This is a genomic window from Mesotoga sp. BH458_6_3_2_1 (genome assembly GCF_003664995.1).
Classification (GTDB): Bacteria; Thermotogota; Thermotogae; order Petrotogales; family Kosmotogaceae; genus Mesotoga.
Genome location: NZ_JFHL01000008.1, coordinates 1 through 23,410 on the forward strand (window position 1 = coordinate 1; position 23,410 = coordinate 23,410).

Sequence of the window (23,410 nt, forward strand, 5' to 3'; positions counted from 1 at the left end):
ATTTCCGGGAATGCAGGTTGTATCAGCTTTGATACTATTCAATGGTCCAATGGACTGGACATCTGCCCAGAGTACCTCTTTGATCATTCAAGGCCTATAGCAGCACTTGGCTGAGAAAACAGGATATGAATTGAAGAAACATGATAAACGCTCTTCGAAAGAGCGGGAAAGCGATTCTTTTTCTTACTTTCAGGAGCGTAATCAGAAGTCGACTATTAAGAAGATGGTGTTCCTTTTATCGGATTGAAGCATCAACAATCTGTCTCAAAGATTCTTGTATACATTTCTGCGATGTCCGACATGCAGAATAGTAACTGACTTATCTTGCTAACAAATCTCATAGATAATCCGATAGTCACCAGCTCTTATCCGCCATCCCTCTCTTCCGGTCAACTTACTTGAACCTCTTGGACGTGGATTCGATGCTAGCAACAATATCCTTTGCTTGATTCTGCTATAGTTTGGCTCTCGAAGAGACTGAAGCTCTTATGCAGCTTTGCTAAGAATAAGAAGTTTGTATGAGTCAGACATCTTTGCGCTTGGATTTTTCTAAAGCTTCTTCAAACGGAAGAATCTCGTCGGCTGACTTCTTAGCTTTGTCGTATGCTCGAATCTCTTCCAATTCTTCCAACTCATCAAGAATCTTCTTATATGTAGAGATACTAAGAATCACGCTAACAGGTTTTCCATCTTCATTAACAATCATGCGGGGTTCTTTCATTAAATCACCTCATCTGGAATTGTAGCATTTCGAAGAGCGGTTCTCCGTTTCGACGCTGTACGTACAGCTTTTTTGCTAAGAACTATGAGAATAGGAGAGAGGAAGAGACTGGAGGGAAGCAAACTCTTTTCTCGGAGGATGGCGGACCGTTGACGGACAACGTTGTCTTTACAGCGATCAGCGGGTTTTGCTTCTATGCGTATAGCGGTTTCCGAATGTGAGATCCCGTACAGGATCCCTGAACAGGAACGCTTCAGGGCAGGCTTTACGGGATGACAATGTCAGACGATTATGGGATTCTTTTGTAGGGGCGAACGGCTGTTCGCCCGTGAGTGGATTTCAGGGCAGGCTAAAGGGATGACAGAAGAGGCGCTCATCAGAGAAGATCCTAGGGGATGACAGTAACGCACGATTGCGTAAAACGGGACAGACCATAGCAAAAGTCGCAATGCGCCGAAGATCATCGGCGGACGCAAGGCCGGCAAGTTCATCCCGGGACGCAGGGCTGGCAAAGATCATGCCAGGACGCAAGGCCCGCTTCGCGGGGAAGAGCCGCTTGGATAAAAAACACTGAAGGCTGTACGCTGGAAAAAGGAGAATATGGCTAATTAGAGCGGGTTTTAAACAGAAGACCGCGTTAGGAAGACCGGGTTGATAGAAGCGGGTTATGGTAACCGGGTTTTGAAGAACAATATGCAAAAAGGGGACTCAATTTCTCCTACTCAGGATTCCGGACTGTCCTTCTTTTTCGTTTTTTGACTCGAAGTGTACAGGTTAAACTGTAATTGCATTGTAGTTCCTATTCGATGGGACTGATGCTTGCTTTGTTGTCACAAATACTATATACTCTTTGTGACAAGAGGAGTGAACCTTATGAAAGAAATAAGCACCAGGGAGAAAATAACGAATTATATAAAGAGGAATCCAAAATCAAGGATTTACTCTATCTCTGACTTTTCAAGATTTGGTACTTATGATAGTGTTCGAAAAGCTCTATCACGGCTGGAAATCGAGGGGAGGTTAATTCGTGTTTCGAGGGGCTTCTATAAATCCCAGGAATTCAACATACTTGTAAATGAGGAAGTCGCTTCAGATCCTGATCAGTTTGCTAGAGCCTATGCAGAGTCCTACGGCTGGAAAATCGCTCCGCACAAGGAAACAGCTTTGAATATGTTGGGTTTGTCAACTCAGGTACCAAATGTCTTTCAGTACGTAAGTGATGGCCCATATAGAACTGTATCTCTCAATGACGGACGGAAAATAGAGTTCAGACATAGAACTATTCGCGAAATAAGCAAACTTAGCTATAAGGAAGCGGCCCTCCTTGAAGCACTCAAGACTCTGGGGAAGGAGCGGATTTCTCCTGATGTCAGGAGTAGGATCCTTCGAAGATTCAGTAAGAAGGAACTAGAAGCTTTGAGAAAGCGAGTTCAGAAGAGCAGGAAATGGATTTATGAGGAAATCTGCAGATTGATTGAAAGGAGCGAGAACAGTGTATCGCATCGCTAACGAAACTAGCTCAAACCTGAGAGCCATTTTCGGAAATACTGCAACTAGAAGAGGTATCAGTCCGGCAATTATAGAGAAGGACTTTTGGGTATGTTTCCTGCTTGAGGTTCTCTTTCATCACAGCAAGTATTCAAAGCATTATGCCTTTAAAGGTGGAACGTCTCTTTCAAAGGTATATAAAGCAATAGAACGTTTTTCTGAAGATATAGATCTGATAGTTGATTGGAGGCTTCTAGGATATTCGTTAACACAACCATGGGAATCAAGATCTAGAACTAAGCAAGAGAGTTTTAATCAGGAGGCAGCTTTGAGAACTGAACGGTTCGTCGCTACCGAGTTTGTTCCGAGTCTAGAAGAATCATTGAGTTCGTTCATTAAAGATTTCGATTTGCATGTCGATCCGGATGATTCTCAGACCGTTCTCTTTAGATATCCACAGATATTCGCTGACCAGAGCCTACTGCAAGAAATTAGATTGGAGATCGGACCCTTGGCGGCGTGGTCTCCATCTGGCGATAAACCCATTACTCCATATGCCGCCGAGGAGTTCCCTAAAGCTTTTCGCATGCCGAGTACTCTTGTAAGAACAGTAGAAGCAAAACGTACATTTTGGGAAAAGGCAACTATCCTCCACCGTGAAGCCAACAGGAAGAATGGAAGGTTACCGCTTAGGTATTCCAGGCACTACTATGATCTTCATATGTTGTGCAACACCTCAATAAAACGCGAAGCACTTGAGGACATCGAATTGCTTTATAAGGTTGTGGCATTCAAGGACAAGTTCTTTCATTGTGCATGGGCAAAATACGAAGAAGCACTCCCCGCAACGTTGCGCCTAGTACCGCCCAACAATGTACTAAAGAAACTGGAAGAAGACTTTGAAAAAATGAAGCCAATGATATTTGGTTCGGTCCCTTCTTTTGAACAAATACTTGCCACTCTTCGCGAATTTGAGCAAGAAATGAGAACTCGTTAAGAGCTGTCCTTGTTTCGACCAATAGCGTGGATCCGTCCTCGACAAATAGGGGCTCTATTATTGAATAGACGGGGACAGACGTCAGGAGCTCGTCAGTCCCCTATTTGTGTTTGAAGACGCTAATCGCTAGAAAAGCAAGACAACAAGAAGAACAAGATCCCGTACAGGATCATTACGGGATGACAATGTCAGACGATTATGGGATTCTTTTGTAGGGGCGAACGGCTGTTCGTCCGTGAGTGGATTTCAGTGCAGGCTAAAGGGATGACAGAAGAGGCGCTCATCAGAGAAGACCCTAGGGGATGGCACCCTTCACGTCATCCTGACAACGCTCCAGGTCAGGATCCCTGCCCCTCGCGAAAAAGGGACAGACGTGAAGAGAATCGTCAGTCCCTATTTTCGCTTAAAGCGTACAGAGGTTCTAATGGACCCGGTAAGTTTCTACTTTCGAAAGTTACTTAGAATCAAGTAAGGATCACAGAGTGCTTATGATACTTCAGCAATGGTGATGAATGAAAGAGTAATTTGACCCGTTAAGCATTGTATGACGAAATTTCTTCAAGGGTCACGCTCTTTTTGAAAACTCAAAAACGAACATTGACAATACTTAGAGCGTTACTTTGCTGCTGGAAGAGACTGACGTTGCGAAAGTATAGTCCGGCTCCTAAAGGAATAGCAGACATGATTTTCAAGTATAGTAGTATATGATGTACTAACGTGTGGTATGTGATATACTAAGGTTATGAAGATGAATATGAGTTTTTCAGATATTGAAGTTGCTTTGAAGGCTTTGAATTCTCAGTTAAAGAGAATTGGAAAGAAAGTCGGCCTGGTTGTTTGTGGCGGTACCGCATTGAACGCTCTTGGTTTAGTCCAGAGGACAACTGCTGATATAGATGTAGTTGGTTTCGCAGAGGAAGTCGAGGATCAGATCGTTGTCAGCAGGGCCGAATTCCCGGATTGGCTTCTAGATTCTGCCGGAAAAGTGGCCAGGGATATGGGCCTTCCCAAAGACTGGATAAACAACGGGCCGACATCATTAGTTGAACTCGGTTTACCTGAAGGATTTTCAGAGCGACTAACCAAGGTTCAAATTGGGAGCTCTCTTTCTGTTTATTATATTTCGCGAACAGATCAGATTTACTTTAAGTTGTACGCTTCAGCTGACCGCGGCGGGTATCACGTAGATGATCTGATGAAGTTAGAACCAACGGAGAAAGAGATTGTAGAGGCAGCGAAATGGACAATGAGTCATGATGTCTCGTTGACTTTTAGAGGAATCATGATTGATCTTTTGCGGAGGCTTGGTTTTGATGATGCATCCAAAGAGCTTTAAGAGATTGATTGTAGATAATGCCGTTGGGATGCTGTGGAACCAGTGGGTAAATCTTGGTGCATGGTCGAGAGCTGAGCAAAGGGTGACCTCTTTTAGTGATCCGGAGTGCGCTATTGCCTTTTCGAGTTATTTCTGTAAATACGAAAAGCGTCTAGAAAAGATCTCTCTGGACTGGAGCAAAGTGAACCTCCAATACATTAATCATTCTCGCTTGAAAAGACTTTGGAAGACTGTGACCGATCATATTGAACTACGCGATAATTTTCACGAAATCCAAGCTGCCACTACTTCCAGCAAGTATATCACTGAGCCTAATGCAAAAGACATGGCGAACTTGCTTGTTAGACTGAGACTGCTCTTTGGATCTACTACCAGAGCAGACGTGATATTCCATTTGCTGACCAAGGGAAGCGCAAATTCGAATCAAATAGCAACCTATCGCTTTCTCAATCAGAAGGCGGTACTTCTGGAACTAGAGAAGCTGGCTAAGGCCGGTGTTTTGGTAGAGAGAAGATCATCGCGGGAGAGACTCTTTTCCGCTCAAAGACAGTTCGCCAAGTTTTTTGAATTCGAAATTCAGCCGATTAGTTCTCCATGGTTTCTTCTTGCTTCGCTACTGATGTTAGAAGGATGTCTCACAGATGAGCTCATTGATGATGAATATCTAGTCTTTTCAGCATTCATGGATATTAAAAGAAAACTTTCTGACTATCTTCAGAAGGCTGGCGAATGCAACTTAAGTCTCTCAGGATCAACAGCAGACGAGTTTTATGAGAATGTTGCTGAGTACTACACATGTCTTTGTCCGGTCTGTGAGAGTATTAACGCCCGCTAATATACTCAGATGGAGCAGGTGTCAATTTTTGTGAATATCACCGAATGTGAGGCAGCTTCGCAGGAAGCCTCTCAGGTCAACCGTCAACGGTTCTCCGTCCTCCGACAAGAGTTGCAAGCAAGACGCAAGGCGCCGAAGATCATCGGCGATCAATTAAGAAGTGATGCTGCTCCGCAGGAAGTGAGGCCCGGAAGACCATCCGGGGAAGTGATGCCGACTTCGTCGGGAAGTGATGCTGGCGCTTTCGCGCCAGGAGGCAAACAACAAAACAAAATGACTGCATGAAAGTACTTGAATGGTGAGTTTTCAGATGATATATTATCCTCAGTTCATTTTGAGGAGGATAGATCATGGAGATCGAAAGGCTTAATATCTGGAAGCTGGGTGTTGAGCTTGCAAAGGATGTTTATGTTCTCACAGAGAAATTCCCTAAGAAAGAGCTCTATAGTCTAACCGACCAAATAAGAAGAGCTGCGGTTTCTGTACCCTCTAATATCGCAGAAGGGAAAGGTCGTTCATCTGCAAAGGACTTCATTAACTTCCTGAGTGTTGCCAGAGGGTCACTCTATGAATTAATAACCCAGCTCTATATTGCGAGGGAGATTGGATACCTGACTCAAGAAGATTTCTCAACTCTTCAAAAGAGAATCGAGGATCTTTCGCATAAGATAGTTGCTATGACGAAGTACCTTAGGAATAACAAGTGAGCTCGACTTTGTCGGGAAGTGAGGCTGCTGCGCAGGAGGCAGAAAAGAGACAGTCTGCTGACGCAGGCCATTTCCGCTATGCGGGAGATGAGATCCCGTGCAGGATCATTACGGGATGACAATGTCAGACAATTATGCGATTCTTTTTGTAGGGGCGAACGGCTGTTCGCCCGTGAGTGGATTTCAGTGCAGGCTAAAGGGATGACAGAAGAGGCGCTCATCAGAATAAGCTTAAGTGATGACATCCCTTCACGTCATCCTGACAATGCTCCTGGTCAGGATCTGGGTCACAATAGCTTCATCTAATTTCTAAACCTGAAGTTGTCATTGACTTATGCAGATCAAGATGCTGTATCTTTTTGTATCTAACGATAACTTTCTCTTATGTCTTCCCAAAGGTCTCGAAGGTCTGGATTTCTTGTCTTAATCAGCCTCAGTTTCCATTCTCTCTTCCAGCTTTTCAGCTGCTTTTCTCTTCTGATAGCCTCTTTGATTGTTTCAAAGTACTCATAGTAGACAACGACTACACAATTGTACTTATGAGTGAAGCCTTCTATCATCTTGTTCTTGTGCTCAAAGACCCTTCGAAAGAGATTGTTTGTTACACCAATATAGAACACATTTCTGGAAGGATTTGTCATTATGTAAACAAACCCCGAATTCATTACATCACCTCATATGAATCAGAAAATGAGTATTATTATGATAGCATTGTGATTTGCTCTTGATGAGTGCCTGTGAAGAGAAGGACTAGATCCCGTGCAGGAACATCACGGGATGACAGAAGAAACGTCCATCAGGGCAGGCTTTACGGGATGACTCCCTTTCACGTCATCCTGACAACGCTCCTGGTCAGGATCCCTGCCCCTCGCGAAAAAGGGACAGACCATAGGACCCGGTCCGTCCCTATTTTCGCTTACAGCGGTCAGCGGGTCTTCGTTCTCAGGCGCAGAGCGGTTCTTAGTGCGAGATCCCGTATAGGAGGATTACTGGATGACAGTCCCTTCACAGAGATCTTATCACTCCGACCTGGCCGACAAGTCCGTCAAATTCTGGACTGCTCCGACAAAAGCGAGAAGAGCCGTTCTGGAAAGAGACGCGAAAAATGGGACATGCGAAAAAGCGAGAAGAGGAGAGAGGAAGAGAGAGAAGAGAGACGCCTTCTCGTGAGCGTAGCGAATGTCTCTACCATGTTCTTTCTCGATTGGTCTTATCGGAGAACGGGTCCTCGCTCTTGGACGGCCAACTGAGGACTGCTATTACAGCCTACAGCGGTTTCTAAAGTGTGTTGAGGTAATCGGTGAATGTTAGGGTGGGAAGTTTTCGTCGTTTCTTGATCATTTGGCTCCAAATGGTATTTCCTTCAGATTCATCTACTAAACCTTTGAGTAACGCAGTATGAAGAATCATCGGAGTCGTTAGGTTTCTGAGATGAAATAACTGAATATAGTATTGAATGTCCTTCAAGTTGTTGCTTGCCAACACTCCTTTGCGTACCTTTGCTAGTGCTATTGCTGAAGCCTCGCCTTTTCCTATACGTTTCTGTCCACTCTGCGGGTTTCTTGTCAGCATGTAGTAAAGTTTGAATTCTTCTGTACCGACAAGCATTTCGGCCTTTCTAATTTCATCTTGAGACAGCAGCTGATTCACTTTGCTTGAAAGATGACTTATGCTTGGATTTGAAAGCTCGTCTAGTACTTGTTCTGGAAGAACTATTCTCTTTGGGTAAAGGCTTATCAATATGTCTGTCCTGTCGACCCACAAGAATGAAGAAATACAGTCGGTGTCAAAGAATATTGGCTCAATCATATCTCTCTTCGTCTTCTTCGGTTCCGTATACGATATCTGACCTGAAAGCTTCAAGAAGGTATTGTTCATATAGCCCTTTGGAGATCACTTCTCTTTCCCTCAGTGTTTCGGCAAGTTTCACATACTTGCCGAATGTTGTGGCTTTCTTCTCCCCAGAAGAGGGTCTGTACAGTGATACATCATAACCCTGTTCTTGAGCTGACTTGATAACTCCAGTTTGCATTTCAGCTGCCTTTGCTTTCGTCAAGTATCCTTCTCTGATAAGTCGAATTAGTGTTGCCTGCCTGCTTAGGCCGTAATACTGCTCAACCCGTACCACATCTTCCAGCGTAATTTCTTCTTCTTTCTGAATTCGCCGTTCAAGAAATTCTCTAAGTGATTCATACGGGGCCAGAAAATACGACGCGAATTTGTTGGCTTCGATTTCAGCCGCGTCTTTTTCATCAAATGCTGCTGGGCAGACAACTCTATGGAGTTCTTTGTGGAAATAGATGTGGCAGAGCTCGTGGGCCGCAGTGAAGCGCTGTCTGCCGTATGTTTGCTCTGAGTTTATGGCCATTATCTTGTTGTCTTTATCTCTTAAACACATCCCGCTGATTCTTTTGCCCAAAGGGTAATAGACAAGAGTCAAATCATGTATGCTACCAAGAACAGCGAAGATGTCTATTGGAGAGAAAACATCTTCGCCAAGTTGTTTTCTCATCCAAAGAGCGTTTGCATTTATCTGAATATCATCAAGCATTGTCTGTGTAGACCTCTGCCATTCTCTGCATATCCCTAAGGTTCAAAGCAATTCGGTTTATGACAGCAATTGATTCCAGGTCCTCAGATTCCAATTGTCTAGCTCTCATTGCAAAGGGAATCTGCTCGAGACAAAACTCTCCTTCCAGTAATGATTCGACAGGCAGACCAAAAAGATTAGCAAGTTTTTCGAGAGAAAGCACACTTAGCTGTCGCTGACCGCTTTCGAATTTCGAGATGTAACTCTGATCCACCCCGAGATACTCTGCAAGTTGACTCTGGGTTATTGAGCTCTTCACTCGTAGTTCCTTCAACCTCGCGCCTAAAGCTTTCCCGCCTAGCATATCGATCCCCTCCCAGACAATATTATATCACTTGTCATATCTACAATAGTCATTTATCTTTATTGTATGACACATTGAATGAGTTGGTTGGTTGAGAATGGAGCGAAGTTCCACTTTGTCGGGAAGCTCTTTCTGGTTCACCGTCAACGGTCCTCCGTCTTCCGACACGAGAGAGTTGCAAGACGCAAGGCGCCTTTAACAGGAGGCGAGGCCGACTTTGTCGGGAAGTGATGCTGGGAAGTGCATCCCAGGAAGTGATGCCCGGAAAAACATCCGGGGAAGTGAGGCTGCTTCGCAGGAGGTATCGCAGGTCAACCGTCAAGGGTTCTCCGTCCTCCGATAAGAGCATATTACATTTGAAAGATCTTCAGCGCAGTCTGCTGACGCAGGCCATTTCCGCTATGCGGGAAATGAGATCCCGTGCGGGGGCATCACGGGATGACAATGTCAGACGATTATGCGATTCTATTGTAGGGGCGAACGGCTGTTCGCCCGTGAGTGGATTTCAGTGCAGGCTTAAGGGATGAAATCGCATAGGCTCACTGTATGACTGCCCTTCATGTCATCCTGACAATGCTCCTGGCCGTCTCGCCTTCGGCTAGGCCAGTTCCGCTACGCGTCATCCTGACAATGATACTGGTCAGGATCTCGATTCATAAAGCGAAAAATGGGACAGACCATAGCAAAAGTCGCAATGCGCCGAAGATCATCGGCGGACGCAAGGCCGGGAAGTTCATCCCGGGACGCAAGGCCCGCTTCGCGGGGAAAGAGCCACGTCTAGGAACGGATAATGAAGATCGGGTTGTGGAAGCGGGTTGTCAGAACCGGTTCTTGAAGAGAAAGATGCTGAAACAAGTTCAGACGAATTTGTGGGCTAATTCGGAGAACGGAGGACCGCTGACGGACAACGTTGTCTTCCCAGCGATTAGCGGGTTTTGCTTCTATGCGTATAGCGGTTTCCGAATGTGAGATCCCGTACAGGATCATTACGGGATGACAATGTCAGACGTATATGCGATTCTTTTTGTAGGGGCGAACGGCTGTTCGCCCGTGAGTAGATTTCAGTGCATGCTAAAGGGATGACAGAAGAAGTGCTCATCAGAATAAGCTTAAGTGATGACATCCCTTCACGTCATCCTGACAATGCTCCTGGTCAGGATCACGGTCTCTCTCTTCTCGTGAGCGAAGCGAGCTCTCGGATATGCTTTTTCTCGGCTTTTTAAAGCGTTCTGCGGTTCTTTAGGCGCCGGGTGCGGACTCCATAATTCGATTCTTTATAGTATTATCGTCAGAAGCAACTTAAGCTAGATAGTTCATACGATCGACTCGTGATGTTCATTACGGATTGGTTTGCATTAGTTGTATACTATGGCGAATACAATCTTGGGGGTGATTATATGAAGAGGAAGATTGCCCTATCCATCGGCTTGATTGTTTTAGTTGTTGCTTTTTTGGTTTCAGGGTGCGTGAAGACTATTGATGTTCCTAATTCTGATACTACAGACTGGTCTCTGCAAGCTGTGGATGGGCAGGCGAGGGTGATCATAGGTTTCTCCGGTCTGCCCGACAAGGCTCTTGTCAAGGCTTTCGGTGGCGAGGTCTACGCGGAGTTCAACTTTATCAAAGCTTTGTCCGCGAAGATTCCCGTTGAGGCGATTGACGGATTGCTAAGAAATCCTCATATAGTCTATGTAGAACCAAACATTCAACTTCATGCTCTTGAAGAGCAGTATTTGTGGGGTATGGATAGGATCTTTGGAGACGAGTCTTTCGAGTTCCCAACATGGGTCACATCAACTGGAGACGGTGTTAAAGTCGCTATTCTCGACACTGGAATTGATGGAACCCATCCCGATCTCCAAGGCAAGGTTGCAGGAGGGGATGACTTTACAGGAACTGATTCTTATTCCGATAACAACGGACACGGGACTCATGTTTCAGGAACTGTTGCTGCGATCTACTCCAATAATAGCGGAGTCTACGGTGTTGCGCCTTCTGCGTCTCTTTATGCTGTTAAGGTCCTCGACTCAACAGGAAGCGGTTATCTTGATTGGATTATTGCTGGAATTCAGTGGGCAATAGTCAACGACATCGATATCATCAATATGAGTCTGGGTACTACAAGCGATGTGCAATCCCTCGAGGATGCATGCAACGCAGCCTTTGCCGAAGGAGTTCTCATAGTCGCAGCGGCAGGGAACAGCGGCAATAGACCTGGAAATAGGGACACCGTTGAATATCCCGGAGGATACGCTTCTGTTATTGCTGTCGCGGCTTCCGATTCCAACGATGCGCGAGCTTCTTTCTCGAGTACAGGACCCGACGTAGAATTAATTGCGCCCGGTGTAAGCATATTGAGCAGTATTCCCGGAGGCGGTTATGCTTATTACAGCGGGACTTCTATGGCTTCGCCCCATGCTGCTGGAGTTGCAGCCCTTGTTCTTGCTGCAAACTCTTCATTGACTAACGTTGAGGTAAGATCGATTCTTCAACAGACGGCAGAAAATCTGGGGCTTAAACAGGAACATCAGGGATATGGGCTGGTCAGAGCGGATCTAGCAGTCCAAGCGGCCTCTGGAAGCACTCCACCTGATCCGGATCCTGATCCCGAACCCGGTACAGTAACAGTCTCCAATGTCAGCTATTCATTGAGCAGAAATGCCAAGCATATGTATGTTTCAGTTCACCTGGAGCCGGTTGTCGGCGAAGCAAGTGTTTCGATAGAGGTCTATCTCAATAACGGTAGCTCCTCGTACTTTGTCGGAACGATCACAACAGATACTTCGGGAGTCGCCAAGTTCACACTTGTCAATGCACCGTCGGGGACTTATTCGACTGTTGTCACGGATGTCACGGCAGCTGGGTACACTTGGGACGGTGTATTTCCTGAAAATGGTTTTGAGAAATAGGAGATAGCCGGGCAAATCAAGAACATAGATTTCCAAACATTATGCAAGGTCATAATGATGACTATTCGCATATGATGGTCTAATGATAGCGGCTTCTAGTTTCAAGATGTTCCTGATGGCTATTTACTAGATGCTACTGTGAAAGAAGGATTGAAGCTCTTGATTCATCTATGGAGAGAAAGGGTCTTCTGCTTTCTTATTTGGAACTTTTCTTTTATTTCGTATCGCAATCTCTACTCCATCAAGTATTTCATAGAGTCTTCTGCTTTCCCATGTTACAACATATCTTTGAGGCACTCAAACTATAGAATCTAATTGACAATTGGCTCCAAGGGAGTAATAAGTATAGGCACTTCAGAACGGGTTTCTGCGTACGTTTGGCAAGAAGGGTTTGTGGTTTTTTGAGTTGACAATCAGAACTGCACCTACCAAGCTATAAGTGATTCAGCAAATGATGACAGGATTAGTCTATTGTGATCATATCTCTAATTCATGCCACCGTTACATTTCACTTAGTGATCTAGATCAATCCATTGTACTGAATTAAATATTCTCCACAAACTGTGTTTCCCAACATCTGGAAAATCTAGGATAGTAACTTCATCCGTTCAATGCAACATAAATCATTAGTTCAGGGATAACGTTTCTTGAATAATCCTATAGTACAATAAATTTAACCTAATTGTCTTTCATTTCATTTTTCAATCAACATGTGCTATTAATAGATACGGCATTTGTACCAAAGCGATCTGCTAATTTGGTGTTTGTTTAGAGTACGCTTTTTAATTGCAGACTGTTGGGAGAGATACCGAATGAACGTATTACATGTTGCTGCAGGGAAATATCCTACAGAAGATAATCCAATTTCATGTATCTTTGTGAAGAAACTAGTAGAAATGCAACGATCTAGAGGGCTTGACAGTAGAGTTCTCGATGCAGCTGAGTACATGCTTGCTTACTTCAGTCACGACGTTCAGGTTCGTGAGGAAAAGTTAATCATAAGATCCCAAAAGGGACTTGGAAAACTCCCATCGTTTCTACAGGAAAGGTATTTTGAGAGTGTTTTCTCAACGCTTCATAACCGGTACAGCTTGAGACCAGACATTATTCACTGCCACTTTTCAAACAACGCACCTTTAGGTAAGGAATTGTCTTCAAGGTTTGATTGTCCTTATTTGGTAACTCTTCATGAAAACCATTGGTGGTTTGAAGACCTCATTGTTAAGGACCCAAACAAGTGCAAGGAAGCCATAGTCGCTAGTGACATGGTAACTAGACCAAACTCGATAGATATCATTGACCTTTACAGATGGGAGATTCTCAGTAAAAAGATCATGCATTTACAGAACTATGTCGATGAGAAATCTTTCAGAATTCCTTCAGCGAGTGAACGTGCAGAAAGGCGTTCTGAAATGGGAGTAAGTGATAAGAAAGTAATTATAAACATCGCATCTTTGCACAAGAAGAAAGGCCACGAACTTCTCATTAACTCAACAGCAATCCTGAAGAAGCAAATACCGGAACTTGAGATTTGGATTGTAGGTGAAGGGCCAGAAGAGAAATCTCTCCGACAGTTGTCCAGTAATCTCCGGCTTCAAGAACGCATTAGGTTTCTTGGAAGAATAGACAACAGTAAGATACAGTCCTACCTTTCCTGCGGAGATCTGTTTGCGTTCCCTAGCATAGCGGAAAGTTTTGGAATAAGCCAAGTCGAAGGAATGTTAGCTGGCTTGCCCGTTGTTGCAACTCGTAATTTCGGGAGCGAAGACATTGTTCTAAATGGGCATAATGGTTTTATTATCTCTTCAAGGGATCCTAAGGAATACGCTGATTGCTTGTTGGAGGCCCTTACAAAGACTTGGGATCAGTATTCCATCAGACAATCTGCAGTAGAAAGATTCGGTTCAGACATAGTTTACGACAAATTACTCAAGCTGTATGAGTCACTGATAAAGAATCACTATCGGGATACTTAGCGAACATAGATCACCTTTTTTTAGGTTAGATTCTTTTGATAATTGATAATAGCGCCTTAGCAGACTCTGGTTGAAGACATCAGATCGCTTCTTTGTAGAAGACAAAATGATTCCGTGAAATCGTTGACTTAATCTTCGTATGAATAACGAGAAGTAAATCTAACTGCGTTTTTGAATGAATATTTTATAATCTTGAATCTATCCTCGATGCATTTATTTCTACTAGCTCCGGATACTTTCTTAGAAGATCTATGATTTCACGCCAGTTCATTTTGTTGGCGTCATACTTTTCAACCATGATTCTCGTGAATTCCAGATCTTCGGGATAATCAACTGTGAGCCTGTAGTGCGATAAATCCTCTTGCAGAGGCACCTCAATGAGTTTGAATAGCTCAGGGTGTTCAATTATGTAAGGTGTTACATGCTCTCTCTCTCTCTTTTCTTTTCCGTTTTTCCAGGCAATTTCCAAAGCGTCGAAAGTGAATACTTCAATATCCAAACCATGCGGCCAAGTCCTTTTCTTCAATCGATTGGAGACATAATCGGCACTTAATACCTTTTGGGTTAAGATAAGCAAGTCCATTACTTCTGGATCAACAAATGGGCAGTCAGAAGTGACCCTTACAATGATATCGGCTTTGAAATTTGAAGCAGTTTGAAAGTATCTATCTAGAACATCATCTTCGCTTCCTCTAAGAAAATCAATTCCTTTCTCCTTGCACCATTCTGAGATCAAATCATCTATATTTGAAGTAGTAGTTGCAACTATCACTTTATCGATATACCTTGCCTGTTTAGCTCTATCTACTGAATATTCAAGAAGAGGCTTATTACCAATCAACTTCATTGTTTTGCCCGGACTTCTTGTGGAACCGAGTCTTGCTTGTATAATTGCTGCTACCATCGTTTATTCACCTCATCAACTATTGCTTTAGCAGTTCTCATTACGCCTTTCCCATCAAATTTTGAGAACAACTCCGCTAGGTCATTCTTCTTTGCTTCTTTGATATCTGTTTCCCGTTGGATTATTTCAGGAAGTTTTTCAAAATCAATATTCTCATGCCATCCAAGATTCGTTATGCCAAAGCCCTCAAGCTTTTTGGATATCATTCTCTGGTTATCTGCGATAGTAAAGATTACGGGCAAACGCTTCATTGCGAGTATCTCATAAATAGTTGAACCAGAGGCAGAAAGAACAATCGAGGAGTGAGCAATGTAGTCCTTCAAGCTAGAAGGTGTATATATTAGTTCGGAGTCTGTCATGTATTTGGATAACATCTCCAGTTTCCAAATTTGACTCTGTGAAAAGCCGGGGCCAACGATAACTTTCTTTTTCACTGGCAATGTTTTCAGAGCCTCCAAGAACTTTGGCATCAGATCAAAGAAATCTGCTCCACCAGTAGTTATAATTAGACTCTTCTCGCTCTCATCGGAGCTTTCAGGACTCCAGTATTCACTTTTCATCACAAGATATTCCGGGCCTAGCAAGAATCTTGTCCTTTTCTTCTTGGAAACATAGTTCAAATCTCCGGCATGAATATTGCCGTTGATGAGAATATCTGCGGAAATCTCGCCGCAAATGTCGTTGTTGTCATCGAACTGAACGAGAAAATGCTCTTTTGCCAATCCTTCAATATAACTTGAATTAGCAAGATACGAATCAACAACCACAACGTCGGGATCAATAGTTCTTATTCTCTCTATATCGTTGTAGTTGAAGCTTTCTGAGCACATAAAAGCAAATCCATATTCGGAGATCTTATTTTCAGCTTCTGCATTCGCAAGAAAGACACTGTTAATACCGTACGATTCTAGCGCTTCTGCAAGAGAGAGACATCTGAATAGGTGGCCAAAACCGATACTATTACTTGCGACAGTTTTGAATAGAACTTTCTCTATCTTGTTTTTATCCATTTTTCTCTCAGGATAGACATCCTAATTGTATCTTTGAATTCGCCACGCTTAAAATACTCTTGCCTAAAACGACCTTCTTCGCTAAACCCCAATTTCTCGTATAGTTTAAACGCAGGTATGTTGTTTGCAAATAGCTCAAGGTAAATTTTATTAATAGGAAGATTTCTGAATACGTATTCTATGAAGATCTTACTAGAACCAAATGCGATCCCCTTTCCCTGGAAATCCTTCGCAATCAGTATTCCAAATTGAGCTTTTTGATGTCTGTAGTCGATATCGGTCAATCTTATCTGTCCAGCTCTTTCTGATTTGAATTCTACTATCAATTCTATGTTATTCTTTGCTGCGGATTGGAGCCAACTATTATGAGAGAAGTCATATACGGGAGGATCGGAAAAGAATTCATCGGCAAATTCAAGATCGTTTCTTATACCAAGCAAGAACTCCGTGTCCTTTATACTTAGCGGACGCAGAAGTACATCTCCCTCTTCTAAAATCATTCAGGAACCCCCTTCTTGCAGATATCGGTACAATTTCAGCAGATTTAGATTCTAGTCTATTCTTTACTTACTAAACTCCAGCTCAAAGGAGTACCACATTCTGTGTCATTAACAGCTTTTTTTCCAAGAATTTCTGGCAAGTACTTTGGATGCATACCATATCCCGGTCTTATGGATTTCACATTTTCTTCCGTGAATATGTCTCCCTTCTTCATATTTTTCACCACAAAGAGCGATCTTGCCATAAGACGACTTCTCTGCTGTTTCTTGCTTAGTTCATATGTCGTTTTCCCTATTGCCTTTTCGGCTTCTCTAACAGCATTCACCATTGTTTTGAATTCATCTGGTTCGAGAGAAAATGGTGCATCTGGTCCGCCCAGATTTCTATCAAGAGTTAGGTGTTTTTCGATAATCTTTGCTCCAAGCGCAACTGAAAGAACGGCGGTCGTAATCGTATTTGTGTGGTCGGATAAGCCAGGGACGACATTAAAAGTCTCTCTAATGTTCTCGATTGTCTTCAAGTTAGTCTCTTCTATCGGAGTTGGATAAGCACTAACACACTTCAAAACTGCAATATCGTTGTTCTCGTGCTTCCTTATCGTTGACAAGGCCAATTCAATGTCAGCTAGCGTGGCCATTCCAATTGAGAATATTATGGGTTTTCTCTTCGAGGCAATACGGTCTATGAGAGGGATATCCGTTATCTCATACGAAGCGACTTTATAAACAGGGATATCGAGATCTTCAAGAAAGTCAACTGAAGTCCTGTCAAACGGAGTGGAGAAGAAGATTAGTCCTTCCTCTTCAGCAATCTTCTTTAGTTTTGGCTGCCATTCCCAAGGCGTGTATGCTTCCTTGTACAGCTGATACAGATTCTTCCCTTCCCAGATGGTTTCATTCAGCCTGAAATACTTGTTGTTGCAGTCTATCGTCATAGTGTCCGGAGTGTATGTCTGAAGTTTAATAGCATCTGCGCCTGCATCTTTAGCTTTCTTTATGATTTCAACTGCATAATCGTACTTCTGCAGATGGTTGCACGACATCTCGGCAACAACAAAAACTGGATGATCGTCGCCTACAAGACGATCTCCTATCTTGAACTCCACAAAGATCACCTCACTTTCCCAGACTCTTTATGGACTCTATTACGCAGTTCACTTCTTCGTCAGTCATTCTTGGATACATAGGTATAGAAAGCTCATGTTCATAGTAATACTCAGCATTTGGATAATCGCCTCTCTTGAAGCCAAAGTTATCTCTGTAGTACGGCTGCAAGTGGACGGGTATGTAGTGTACTTGGGTAAATATTCCCCTTTCTCTCAGCTTCATATAGGCTTCTTTTCGATCTATTTGGGTCAGCAAAATCGGGTAAAGATGATATGCGTGCCGCGAGGTTTGTTGGGCTGGTTTTGGAGGAATCACAAGCCCTTCGATATCCTTGAACGCTTCATCATACATAGAAGCTATTTCGTTCCTTCTATCGAGAAAACCCTCTATCTTCTTTAACTGCGAAAGTCCTAGAGCACACTGGAAATCCGTGAGCCTATAGTTGAAACCAAGTTCTTGCATTTCGTAGTACCATGGCCCATCATTTCTTCTCAAAAGGGCTGGATCTTTCGTTATACCATGAGTAACAAAGATCTTCATTTTCTTGTAGTATTCCTCATTGTCAGTTGCTATAGCTCCGCCCTCTCCAGTGGTGATATGCTTCACTGGATGAAAGCTAAACAAAGACATCCCTGCTTCTGTTCCGACCATCTTGCCATTCCTTTTAGCTCCGAGAGCATGAGCCGAGTCTTCAACAACGACTAAGTTATGCCTTCCAGCAATCTCCATAACACTTTCAATATCCACTGGATACCCGGCAAGATCGACCGGGGCAATCACTTTGGTGTTCTCAGTAATCGCTTCCTCGATTCTTGAAGTATCGATGCAGTAAGTATTCAGATCAATATCCACAAATCTCGGTCTGGCTCCCAAATAGATCGCTGAATTTGAAGTAGCCACGAAGGTTATTGGAGAGGTAATTATCTCATCTCCAGGTCCGATTCCAGCCGCAAACATTGCGCCGTGTAGTGCGGAAGTTCCCGAACTGAAGGTGACAACATACTTGGCACCAACATAATTCGCAATAGCTTTTTCGAACTCTTCGATATCTGGTCCCTGAGTCAACCAATCACTGCCAAGTACTTCTGCAACTGCTGATATATCTTCTTCATCTATCCATTGTCTGCCGTAAGGGATATTGGTCACGATTCGCCCCCTATAGTTCTGGATTGCTTTCAATCCATTTTTTCGTTTTCTCAATGCCCTTCTCGAGTGAGAATTTTGGTTCCCACCCTAGCAAGTCCCTAGCTTTGCTAGAATTGCACTTGAGTTTCATGATTTCAGCTTGCGGGTGAATATGTGGAACGTGCTTAATTAGTTTAGAAGTTCCTGCAATCATAAGAGCGAGATTGTTAATCGCAACATCGTTTCCCGTTCCCGCATTTATTATTTGGCCAAGAGCAAGGTCGTTGTTTCCTGCCCTTATTATAAAATCTACGCAATCTTCCACGTATAACAAATCTCTTGTTTGTGTTCCGTCCCCATATATTCTCAAAGGTTCATTCTTGAGAGCTTGCTTGACGAATATCGCCACTACTCCTCCCTCGCCGTTCGTTTTCTGGAAAGGACCATAAGTGTTGAATGGTCTGATAACAGCAGTTGGCAACCCGTAGGCATGAAAATATGAAAGTGTGAGCGCTTCGCCGCTAAGCTTGGCCGCTGCGTATGGTGATGCGGGTTTGGTGGGGTGCTCTTCAGTTATTCCTGATTCGTCATAACTGCGATCATAGACCATGCAGGTTGACATGAACACAACTCTCGTCTTCTGCTTTCTGCAATGTTCAAGAATATTGAAAGTTCCGAGAATGTCTCTTTCGATTGTCTGAGAGGGGTTATCTATAGAATTCTGTACATTGATCTCTGCGGCCAAATGATAGACAATATCGTATTCCTCTTCGAAAAGCTTCTCAAGAGTTCTCTCATTCCTTATGTCCCCTTCCAGAAAATGGAATGAGCCTCTTTGGAAAAACTCCTCGATATTCTCTCTTCTACCATTTGAGAAATCATCTATAGCATTTACTGAATGGCCTTCATCTAGCAATCGCTTCACCAACCAGCGACCTATAAATCCTGCCCCACCCGTTACAAGAGTCTTCATTACAAAACCTCTCCTTTGTTCAGTATATCCCATATTATCTCTTTTACTTGAGCATATTGGAGTATTGGTTCCTTCTCTGATGAGTACATACCAACTTTGGCTGGTTTTGCTTTTTCTTCATAGTGCATAACGTAATTCTCTCTTTCTCCAAAAAAAGGTAGTACTGCAAACATATCTTCAAGCTCTAATGCCCTCATACTCTCTTCTTCCGTCATTAACTCCTCATACATCTTCTCGCCAGGTCTCTTTCCAATTATCCTCATTGAGTCGTTATCGAAGTACTCCATAACGCTTTTTGCAACATCTCCCATCCTGACAACAGGCATTTTGAGAACAAATATCTCTCCTCCAAGAGACTCAATAGCAGCTTTTTGTATTAGCTCAACCGCTCTTTCTTTGCTCATAACAAAGCGAGTCATATCTGGTTCTGTAAGAGTTAATGGAGACTTCTTTTTTGCCTGTTCGACAAATAGTGGAAGCACGCTACCACGACTCATTAAGATATTGCCGAATCTGACGGACACGAATTTAGTCTTAGAGCTTCCCCTTGAGAATTGGGCTGCACTCATTAACCTTTCGGCAAGAAGTTTAGTAGCACCCATTGTGTTCGTTGGAGAGGCAGCTTTGTCTGTACTTGTATATACAACAGTTTCTACCCCAGTCTTCAGAGCAGCTTCGATCACATTCTGCACACCCAAAACATTCGTCTTGACAGCTTCAAAGGGATTGTATTCACAAGCTGGAACGTGTTTCATCGCGGCTACATTGAAAACGACATCTATTCCTTCCATTGCTCTCATTACTCTCTCTTTATCGCGGACATCACCAATTAGAAAACGAACATTTGCGGTACTGGGTATCTCGTTCCCATTGTCCGCGCTTTTTATTATCCCTAGCTCGTTCTCCATTATGAACTGTTTATGTTCGTCCCTGGAGAAAAGCCGAATGACTCGCGGGTTTTGCATCAGAAGACTGTAAAACAAGGTCTTTCCAACAGTCCCAGTTCCACCGATTATTAGGATGCTTTTGCCATTTAACAATGTTCTCACCTACACCAAGATTTCTTTACTTCAGGTTCTTCACCATTCTCATTATAATGCCAAGGACAATCAATATTAATGACTTATACTTTGATTCAACACTTGATTTTGATGATAAACCCAACAGCTAAACCTCACATCCCACTCATATAAACCATAAGAGAAGATCTTTATAATTCAAAACGGCATCTGATCTCTGAATCGCCAAACTTATTAATCCCTATGCATAAGAGTCTATTCCATGCCTATCTTCGAAATCTCATCAACAAATGCTCTATTGCAACAAAACAAGCATTCACTGGTTACACTAATCTCATTGACTTAATAACTATCATTCTCAGATATCGAATAATTCTCTCTTCTCCTCCTTAATTGCTTCCTACTTCTTGTTCATAAAACTCTTTTGAAATAGCTTTTTGACATGCCTGGCTCCAAAAACTTTGCTTTCCATTCTTCAACGGAAGAAAGATAGTTCTGCTCAAAGAACACTTTAAGAGCAAGTTGCTGAGGCCAAAATGATTTCTCTTCGAACAATAGAGTTCCGTCATCCTGCAAAGAATATGCGCCGGCGACACCGTTCACTTTTAGTTGCTCGGGAGTCCTTACGTATATGAACGGGCTGATTTCAATTATCCAGTATTTTCCGTTTTCATCCTTTAGCATATCGACTCCAAGCATTGCCTTTCCAATCTTGCTATAGGTTTCAAGAGCAATCTTAATAGCCTCGATGGGAAGATCTTCTTTTATTACGATCCCGCTCCCAGAAGCTCTGAAATCGTTCCCCCTTGGTTTCCTGTAGTATCCAAAGATCATTTTCCCAATTACATTGACCCTGGTATCCAGGCTATCGCCTTTCAAGAAACGCTGAAAGTAGATCGAGTTCTTCTGTCTCATGTACTTCAAATGTGTTCTCTTGCCGTAGATTGAAAAGACTTTCCTTACAATTCTCTTCGCGTCAGAGGGTTTTGTGACCAATGTGACTTCTTTTGAACCGGCTCCAAAAGATCCCTTTGAGACCAGTGGATAACTAAATCTGTTGATCATCCTATGGCTTTCTTTGTAGTCGCTCGAGATGAAAGTATCTGCGATTGGAAGATTGTTTATCCTTAGCAAATATGTCGAAAATATCTTGTCGTCACATAGCAAAAGAGTCTCATAGTCGGGAAAGCAGATCTTACCCAGCTTCTTCTCAAGGATGTACACTTTTCTTTTAATGTCATCCATTTCGAACGGACCATCTTTTGGAGACCAGATAATAGTGTCAAATTTCGAAGCCTGCTCTATCCAGTCAGATCTATGGTGCTCGAATATTGAATAGGGGAATCCGTTTTTTTCAAGGAACAATGCGTACTTTGTCCAATACGGTGCTGCATTGCAATCTTGTGTTAGCCCTACATAAGGTCTCTTGATCTCCTTTGGCCAATCGAGTTTTACTTCCTCGAAATTGAACTTCCATGGATCATCAAAGGTTGGGCTATTCGATTCTGGAAACCAGAGAATTCTTTCCTTCAGTTTCCTCTTCGTTCCTTCAAACAAGATTTCCCTCCGTCTTTGTAATATATGATCTGTCTTGTACACTCTTTTCGTTGCTTCTACATACCGTTCTTAGTCTTCGCAATAGTATCCCGAATAAGACTATTATTCGTTCTGGCGCAATCAGTCACGAATACTTTTAACAGTCCCATGAGGAGTACTCAGAATGAAATCTGAAATAGGCTTCATTTTCACAACCCAGTCTAGTGTTCTAGCAGCGTGATCCCGCAGAACTCTTCTGCCGTCTTGCGGTCCATTGTAGATCTCTATTGCCATAGTCACCAATTCTTGAATATCGATAGGGTCCTCTCCAAACTCAACTTTCTTCACAAATGGTTCAAGGCCAGCAAAATCGGGGTCATCAGTTGCGTGTACAAACGGCAAGCCTCTCGCACAGAATTCTCTGTGTTTCAACGGGGAAGGATACTGTCCTCCAATCTTATGTAAGGCAAGCGAGCCAATGCCTATGTGGGACTTGTTAAACAAATCATCAAGTTTCTTCCCATCAACGACACCATGGAACTTGATACTTTCATCGACATTCAAGCTATTCACCAACTTACGCAGGTTGTCAATTTCATTTCCGTCACCGGCGATGTTAAATACTACTTCGTACTCACCTTTGTAGTCAGCAATTCCCTTGATAATTCGATCGTATCCATGATAGCTCGTGATCTTTCCAAGCCCTAGAAGCTCTATAGTTCTGAGCAAAAAAGGGCGCTCTCTCATTGGTAATTCATCAATACCAACACCGTTGGTAGTGAGAAGCAATCCCTCCCTTTCAAAGCCACTTATGCCTGACACTCCAACAATTAGATCGATATGTCTCTCCAGAAGTGACGCAAGACTTCTCTCTACAATACTCCGAAAAAGGCTATGCGAGTGCCTGTATTCGCTTATCCAAGGATAGGTGGGATACTCCCAGACAATCTTGCTTTGGTGTGAAAGGGATCTTAAGAACCTTATGACCAAATGAGAAAGAGCAAATCTCCTAATATATACCGCACCAATTTCTTTCTTCCTGCACCATTCCTGTGTGAAGCGCATAATTTTTGATAGAACTAGCTGATTATTGATTCTCTTGATTATGCTAGCCCTGCTCCTAATGGATTCCATTATGCTGCCAAAGTGGAAACTGGTTTCTCTTTCAAAGCCCGAATTGACTACTCTGTAAATGACATACTCGGTGTTTCGCAGGATTCCGAGAAAAACCGAGTGACCAAGTTTTTCGAAGGCTTTGCACTGAGACCTAACTTTCTTTAGAAACCCAAGTGATTTCGACTCTTCGTTGAGGATTGTGAAATACAACAATGAGTTATTCATAACTTCCTTACTCCTAACAAAGACTATAAATG

23 protein-coding genes are annotated in these 23,410 nt (G+C 43.1%); 8 read left to right on the forward strand and 15 right to left on the reverse strand.

The window, feature by feature from the left end; genetic code table 11:
* Window positions 1-327: 327 nt before the first annotated feature.
* Both Y697_RS15135 and Y697_RS05575 read right to left on the reverse strand, forming a co-directional pair.
* Window positions 328-450, reverse strand: coding sequence for a type II toxin-antitoxin system RelE/ParE family toxin (locus Y697_RS15135; protein ID WP_121550691.1), 123 nt, complete (start codon window positions 448-450; stop codon window positions 328-330).
* A 73-nt stretch (window positions 451-523) separates the two neighbouring features.
* Entirely contained in the window at window positions 524-721 is a 198-nt protein-coding gene (locus Y697_RS05575; protein WP_014730846.1) for a hypothetical protein, read from the reverse strand.
* A gap of 852 nt (window positions 722-1,573) precedes the next feature.
* On the opposite strand from Y697_RS05575, the gene Y697_RS05580 reads away from it, so the two are divergent.
* The 5 genes from Y697_RS05580 (at window position 1,574) to Y697_RS05605 (ending at window position 6,084) form a co-directional block, all read left to right on the forward strand.
* Window positions 1,574-2,230, forward strand: coding sequence for a DUF6088 family protein (locus Y697_RS05580; protein WP_183083727.1), 657 nt, complete (start codon window positions 1,574-1,576; stop codon window positions 2,228-2,230).
* Complete coding sequence (locus Y697_RS05585) at window positions 2,214-3,206, forward strand: nucleotidyl transferase AbiEii/AbiGii toxin family protein (protein ID WP_121550693.1); 993 nt, start codon at window positions 2,214-2,216, stop codon at window positions 3,204-3,206. The genes Y697_RS05580 and Y697_RS05585 overlap by 17 nt, the downstream gene beginning before the upstream one ends.
* Before the next feature lie 748 nt (window positions 3,207-3,954).
* A complete protein-coding gene (locus tag Y697_RS05590) occupies window positions 3,955-4,542 on the forward strand; it encodes a DUF6036 family nucleotidyltransferase (RefSeq protein WP_121550694.1) in 588 nt (195 codons plus the stop codon).
* Entirely contained in the window at window positions 4,520-5,377 is an 858-nt protein-coding gene (locus Y697_RS05595) for a hypothetical protein (protein WP_183083728.1), read from the forward strand. The genes Y697_RS05590 and Y697_RS05595 overlap by 23 nt, the downstream gene beginning before the upstream one ends.
* A 350-nt stretch (window positions 5,378-5,727) precedes the next feature.
* On the forward strand, window positions 5,728-6,084 hold the full coding sequence (locus Y697_RS05605) for a four helix bundle protein (protein WP_014730851.1): 357 nt from the start codon (window positions 5,728-5,730) through the stop codon (window positions 6,082-6,084).
* 365 nt (window positions 6,085-6,449) lie between these two features.
* Here Y697_RS05605 and Y697_RS05610 read toward each other — a convergent pair whose 3' ends face one another.
* Window positions 6,450-6,749 carry a GIY-YIG nuclease family protein gene (locus Y697_RS05610; protein ID WP_014730852.1) on the reverse strand — a complete coding sequence of 100 codons (300 nt, stop codon included), beginning with the start codon at window positions 6,747-6,749 and terminating at the stop codon, window positions 6,450-6,452.
* A gap of 328 nt (window positions 6,750-7,077) precedes the next feature.
* On the opposite strand from Y697_RS05610, the gene Y697_RS14595 reads away from it, so the two are divergent.
* Entirely contained in the window at window positions 7,078-7,254 is a 177-nt protein-coding gene (locus tag Y697_RS14595) for a hypothetical protein (protein WP_183083729.1), read from the forward strand.
* Window positions 7,255-7,362: 108 nt separating this feature from the next.
* Here Y697_RS14595 and Y697_RS05615 read toward each other — a convergent pair whose 3' ends face one another.
* Genes Y697_RS05615 through Y697_RS05625 form a run of 3 tightly spaced genes read right to left on the reverse strand, consistent with a single transcriptional unit; the run spans window position 7,363 to window position 8,978 of the window.
* The gene (locus Y697_RS05615; RefSeq protein WP_121550697.1) at window positions 7,363-7,893 is read right to left on the reverse strand and encodes a hypothetical protein; all 531 of its coding nucleotides are present in this window, start codon (window positions 7,891-7,893) and stop codon (window positions 7,363-7,365) included.
* Entirely contained in the window at window positions 7,886-8,635 is a 750-nt protein-coding gene (locus Y697_RS05620) for an ImmA/IrrE family metallo-endopeptidase (protein ID WP_121550698.1), read from the reverse strand. Before Y697_RS05620 ends, Y697_RS05615 begins: the two co-directional genes overlap by 8 nt.
* Window positions 8,628-8,978, reverse strand: coding sequence for a helix-turn-helix domain-containing protein (locus tag Y697_RS05625; RefSeq protein WP_121550699.1), 351 nt, complete (start codon window positions 8,976-8,978; stop codon window positions 8,628-8,630). Before Y697_RS05625 ends, Y697_RS05620 begins: the two co-directional genes overlap by 8 nt.
* Before the next feature lie 1,397 nt (window positions 8,979-10,375).
* Here Y697_RS05625 and Y697_RS05635 point away from each other — a divergent pair.
* A complete protein-coding gene (locus tag Y697_RS05635) occupies window positions 10,376-11,887 on the forward strand; it encodes a S8 family peptidase (protein ID WP_121550701.1) in 1,512 nt (503 codons plus the stop codon).
* Between the two features lie 812 nt (window positions 11,888-12,699).
* On the forward strand, window positions 12,700-13,863 hold the full coding sequence (locus Y697_RS05640; protein ID WP_121550702.1) for a glycosyltransferase: 1,164 nt from the start codon (window positions 12,700-12,702) through the stop codon (window positions 13,861-13,863).
* A gap of 184 nt (window positions 13,864-14,047) precedes the next feature.
* On the opposite strand, the gene Y697_RS05645 is transcribed toward Y697_RS05640, so the two are convergent.
* The 9 genes from Y697_RS05645 to Y697_RS05685 form a co-directional block, all read right to left on the reverse strand.
* Window positions 14,048-14,767, reverse strand: a complete 720-nt coding sequence (locus Y697_RS05645) for a cytidylyltransferase domain-containing protein (protein ID WP_006486479.1) — start codon at window positions 14,765-14,767, stop codon at window positions 14,048-14,050.
* Complete coding sequence (locus Y697_RS05650; protein ID WP_006486480.1) at window positions 14,761-15,777, reverse strand: PseG/SpsG family protein; 1,017 nt, start codon at window positions 15,775-15,777, stop codon at window positions 14,761-14,763. Before Y697_RS05650 ends, Y697_RS05645 begins: the two co-directional genes overlap by 7 nt.
* Entirely contained in the window at window positions 15,759-16,277 is a 519-nt protein-coding gene (locus tag Y697_RS05655) for a GNAT family N-acetyltransferase (protein ID WP_006486481.1), read from the reverse strand. Before Y697_RS05655 ends, Y697_RS05650 begins: the two co-directional genes overlap by 19 nt.
* 56 nt (window positions 16,278-16,333) lie before the next feature.
* Window positions 16,334-17,392: a pseudaminic acid synthase gene (gene pseI, locus Y697_RS05660; protein ID WP_006486482.1), complete on the reverse strand. Its 1,059-nt coding sequence runs from the start codon at window positions 17,390-17,392 to the stop codon at window positions 16,334-16,336.
* Between the two features lies 1 nt (window position 17,393).
* A complete protein-coding gene (gene pseC / locus Y697_RS05665) occupies window positions 17,394-18,530 on the reverse strand; it encodes a UDP-4-amino-4,6-dideoxy-N-acetyl-beta-L-altrosamine transaminase (RefSeq protein WP_006486483.1) in 1,137 nt (378 codons plus the stop codon).
* Window positions 18,531-18,540: 10 nt separating this feature from the next.
* A complete protein-coding gene (locus Y697_RS05670) occupies window positions 18,541-19,482 on the reverse strand; it encodes a dTDP-glucose 4,6-dehydratase (RefSeq protein WP_006486484.1) in 942 nt (313 codons plus the stop codon).
* Entirely contained in the window at window positions 19,482-20,522 is a 1,041-nt protein-coding gene (locus Y697_RS05675) for a polysaccharide biosynthesis protein (RefSeq protein ID WP_006486485.1), read from the reverse strand. The genes Y697_RS05670 and Y697_RS05675 overlap by 1 nt, the downstream gene beginning before the upstream one ends.
* A gap of 390 nt (window positions 20,523-20,912) precedes the next feature.
* On the reverse strand, window positions 20,913-22,058 hold the full coding sequence (locus Y697_RS05680) for a RimK family alpha-L-glutamate ligase (RefSeq protein WP_006486486.1): 1,146 nt from the start codon (window positions 22,056-22,058) through the stop codon (window positions 20,913-20,915).
* Window positions 22,059-22,178: 120 nt separating this feature from the next.
* On the reverse strand, window positions 22,179-23,378 hold the full coding sequence (locus tag Y697_RS05685) for a glycosyltransferase (RefSeq protein WP_006486488.1): 1,200 nt from the start codon (window positions 23,376-23,378) through the stop codon (window positions 22,179-22,181).
* Window positions 23,379-23,410: the final 32 nt, after the last annotated feature.

Excerpts from the sequence above, each read along its gene's own strand:
- Y697_RS05650 (WP_006486480.1), bottom strand. The coding sequence starts at position 15,777 with ATGGATAAAAACAAGATAGAGAAAGTTCTATTCAAAACTGTCGCAAGT.
- Y697_RS05620 (WP_121550698.1), bottom strand. The coding sequence starts at position 8,635 with ATGCTTGATGATATTCAGATAAATGCAAACGCTCTTTGGATGAGAAAA.
- Y697_RS05615 (WP_121550697.1), bottom strand. The coding sequence starts at position 7,893 with ATGATTGAGCCAATATTCTTTGACACCGACTGTATTTCTTCATTCTTG.
- Y697_RS05685 (WP_006486488.1), bottom strand. The coding sequence starts at position 23,378 with ATGAATAACTCATTGTTGTATTTCACAATCCTCAACGAAGAGTCGAAA.
- Y697_RS05640 (WP_121550702.1), top strand. The coding sequence starts at position 12,700 with ATGAACGTATTACATGTTGCTGCAGGGAAATATCCTACAGAAGATAAT.
- Y697_RS05625 (WP_121550699.1), bottom strand. The coding sequence starts at position 8,978 with ATGCTAGGCGGGAAAGCTTTAGGCGCGAGGTTGAAGGAACTACGAGTG.
- Y697_RS05595 (WP_183083728.1), top strand. The coding sequence starts at position 4,520 with ATGATGCATCCAAAGAGCTTTAAGAGATTGATTGTAGATAATGCCGTT.
- Y697_RS05635 (WP_121550701.1), top strand. The coding sequence starts at position 10,376 with ATGAAGAGGAAGATTGCCCTATCCATCGGCTTGATTGTTTTAGTTGTT.
- Y697_RS05610 (WP_014730852.1), bottom strand. The coding sequence starts at position 6,749 with ATGAATTCGGGGTTTGTTTACATAATGACAAATCCTTCCAGAAATGTG.
- Y697_RS05575 (WP_014730846.1), bottom strand. The coding sequence starts at position 721 with ATGAAAGAACCCCGCATGATTGTTAATGAAGATGGAAAACCTGTTAGC.
- Y697_RS05655 (WP_006486481.1), bottom strand. The coding sequence starts at position 16,277 with ATGATTTTAGAAGAGGGAGATGTACTTCTGCGTCCGCTAAGTATAAAG.
- Y697_RS05605 (WP_014730851.1), top strand. The coding sequence starts at position 5,728 with ATGGAGATCGAAAGGCTTAATATCTGGAAGCTGGGTGTTGAGCTTGCA.
- Y697_RS14595 (WP_183083729.1), top strand. The coding sequence starts at position 7,078 with ATGACAGTCCCTTCACAGAGATCTTATCACTCCGACCTGGCCGACAAG.
- Y697_RS05590 (WP_121550694.1), top strand. The coding sequence starts at position 3,955 with ATGAATATGAGTTTTTCAGATATTGAAGTTGCTTTGAAGGCTTTGAAT.
- Y697_RS05645 (WP_006486479.1), bottom strand. The coding sequence starts at position 14,767 with ATGGTAGCAGCAATTATACAAGCAAGACTCGGTTCCACAAGAAGTCCG.
- Y697_RS05670 (WP_006486484.1), bottom strand. The coding sequence starts at position 19,482 with ATGAAGACTCTTGTAACGGGTGGGGCAGGATTTATAGGTCGCTGGTTG.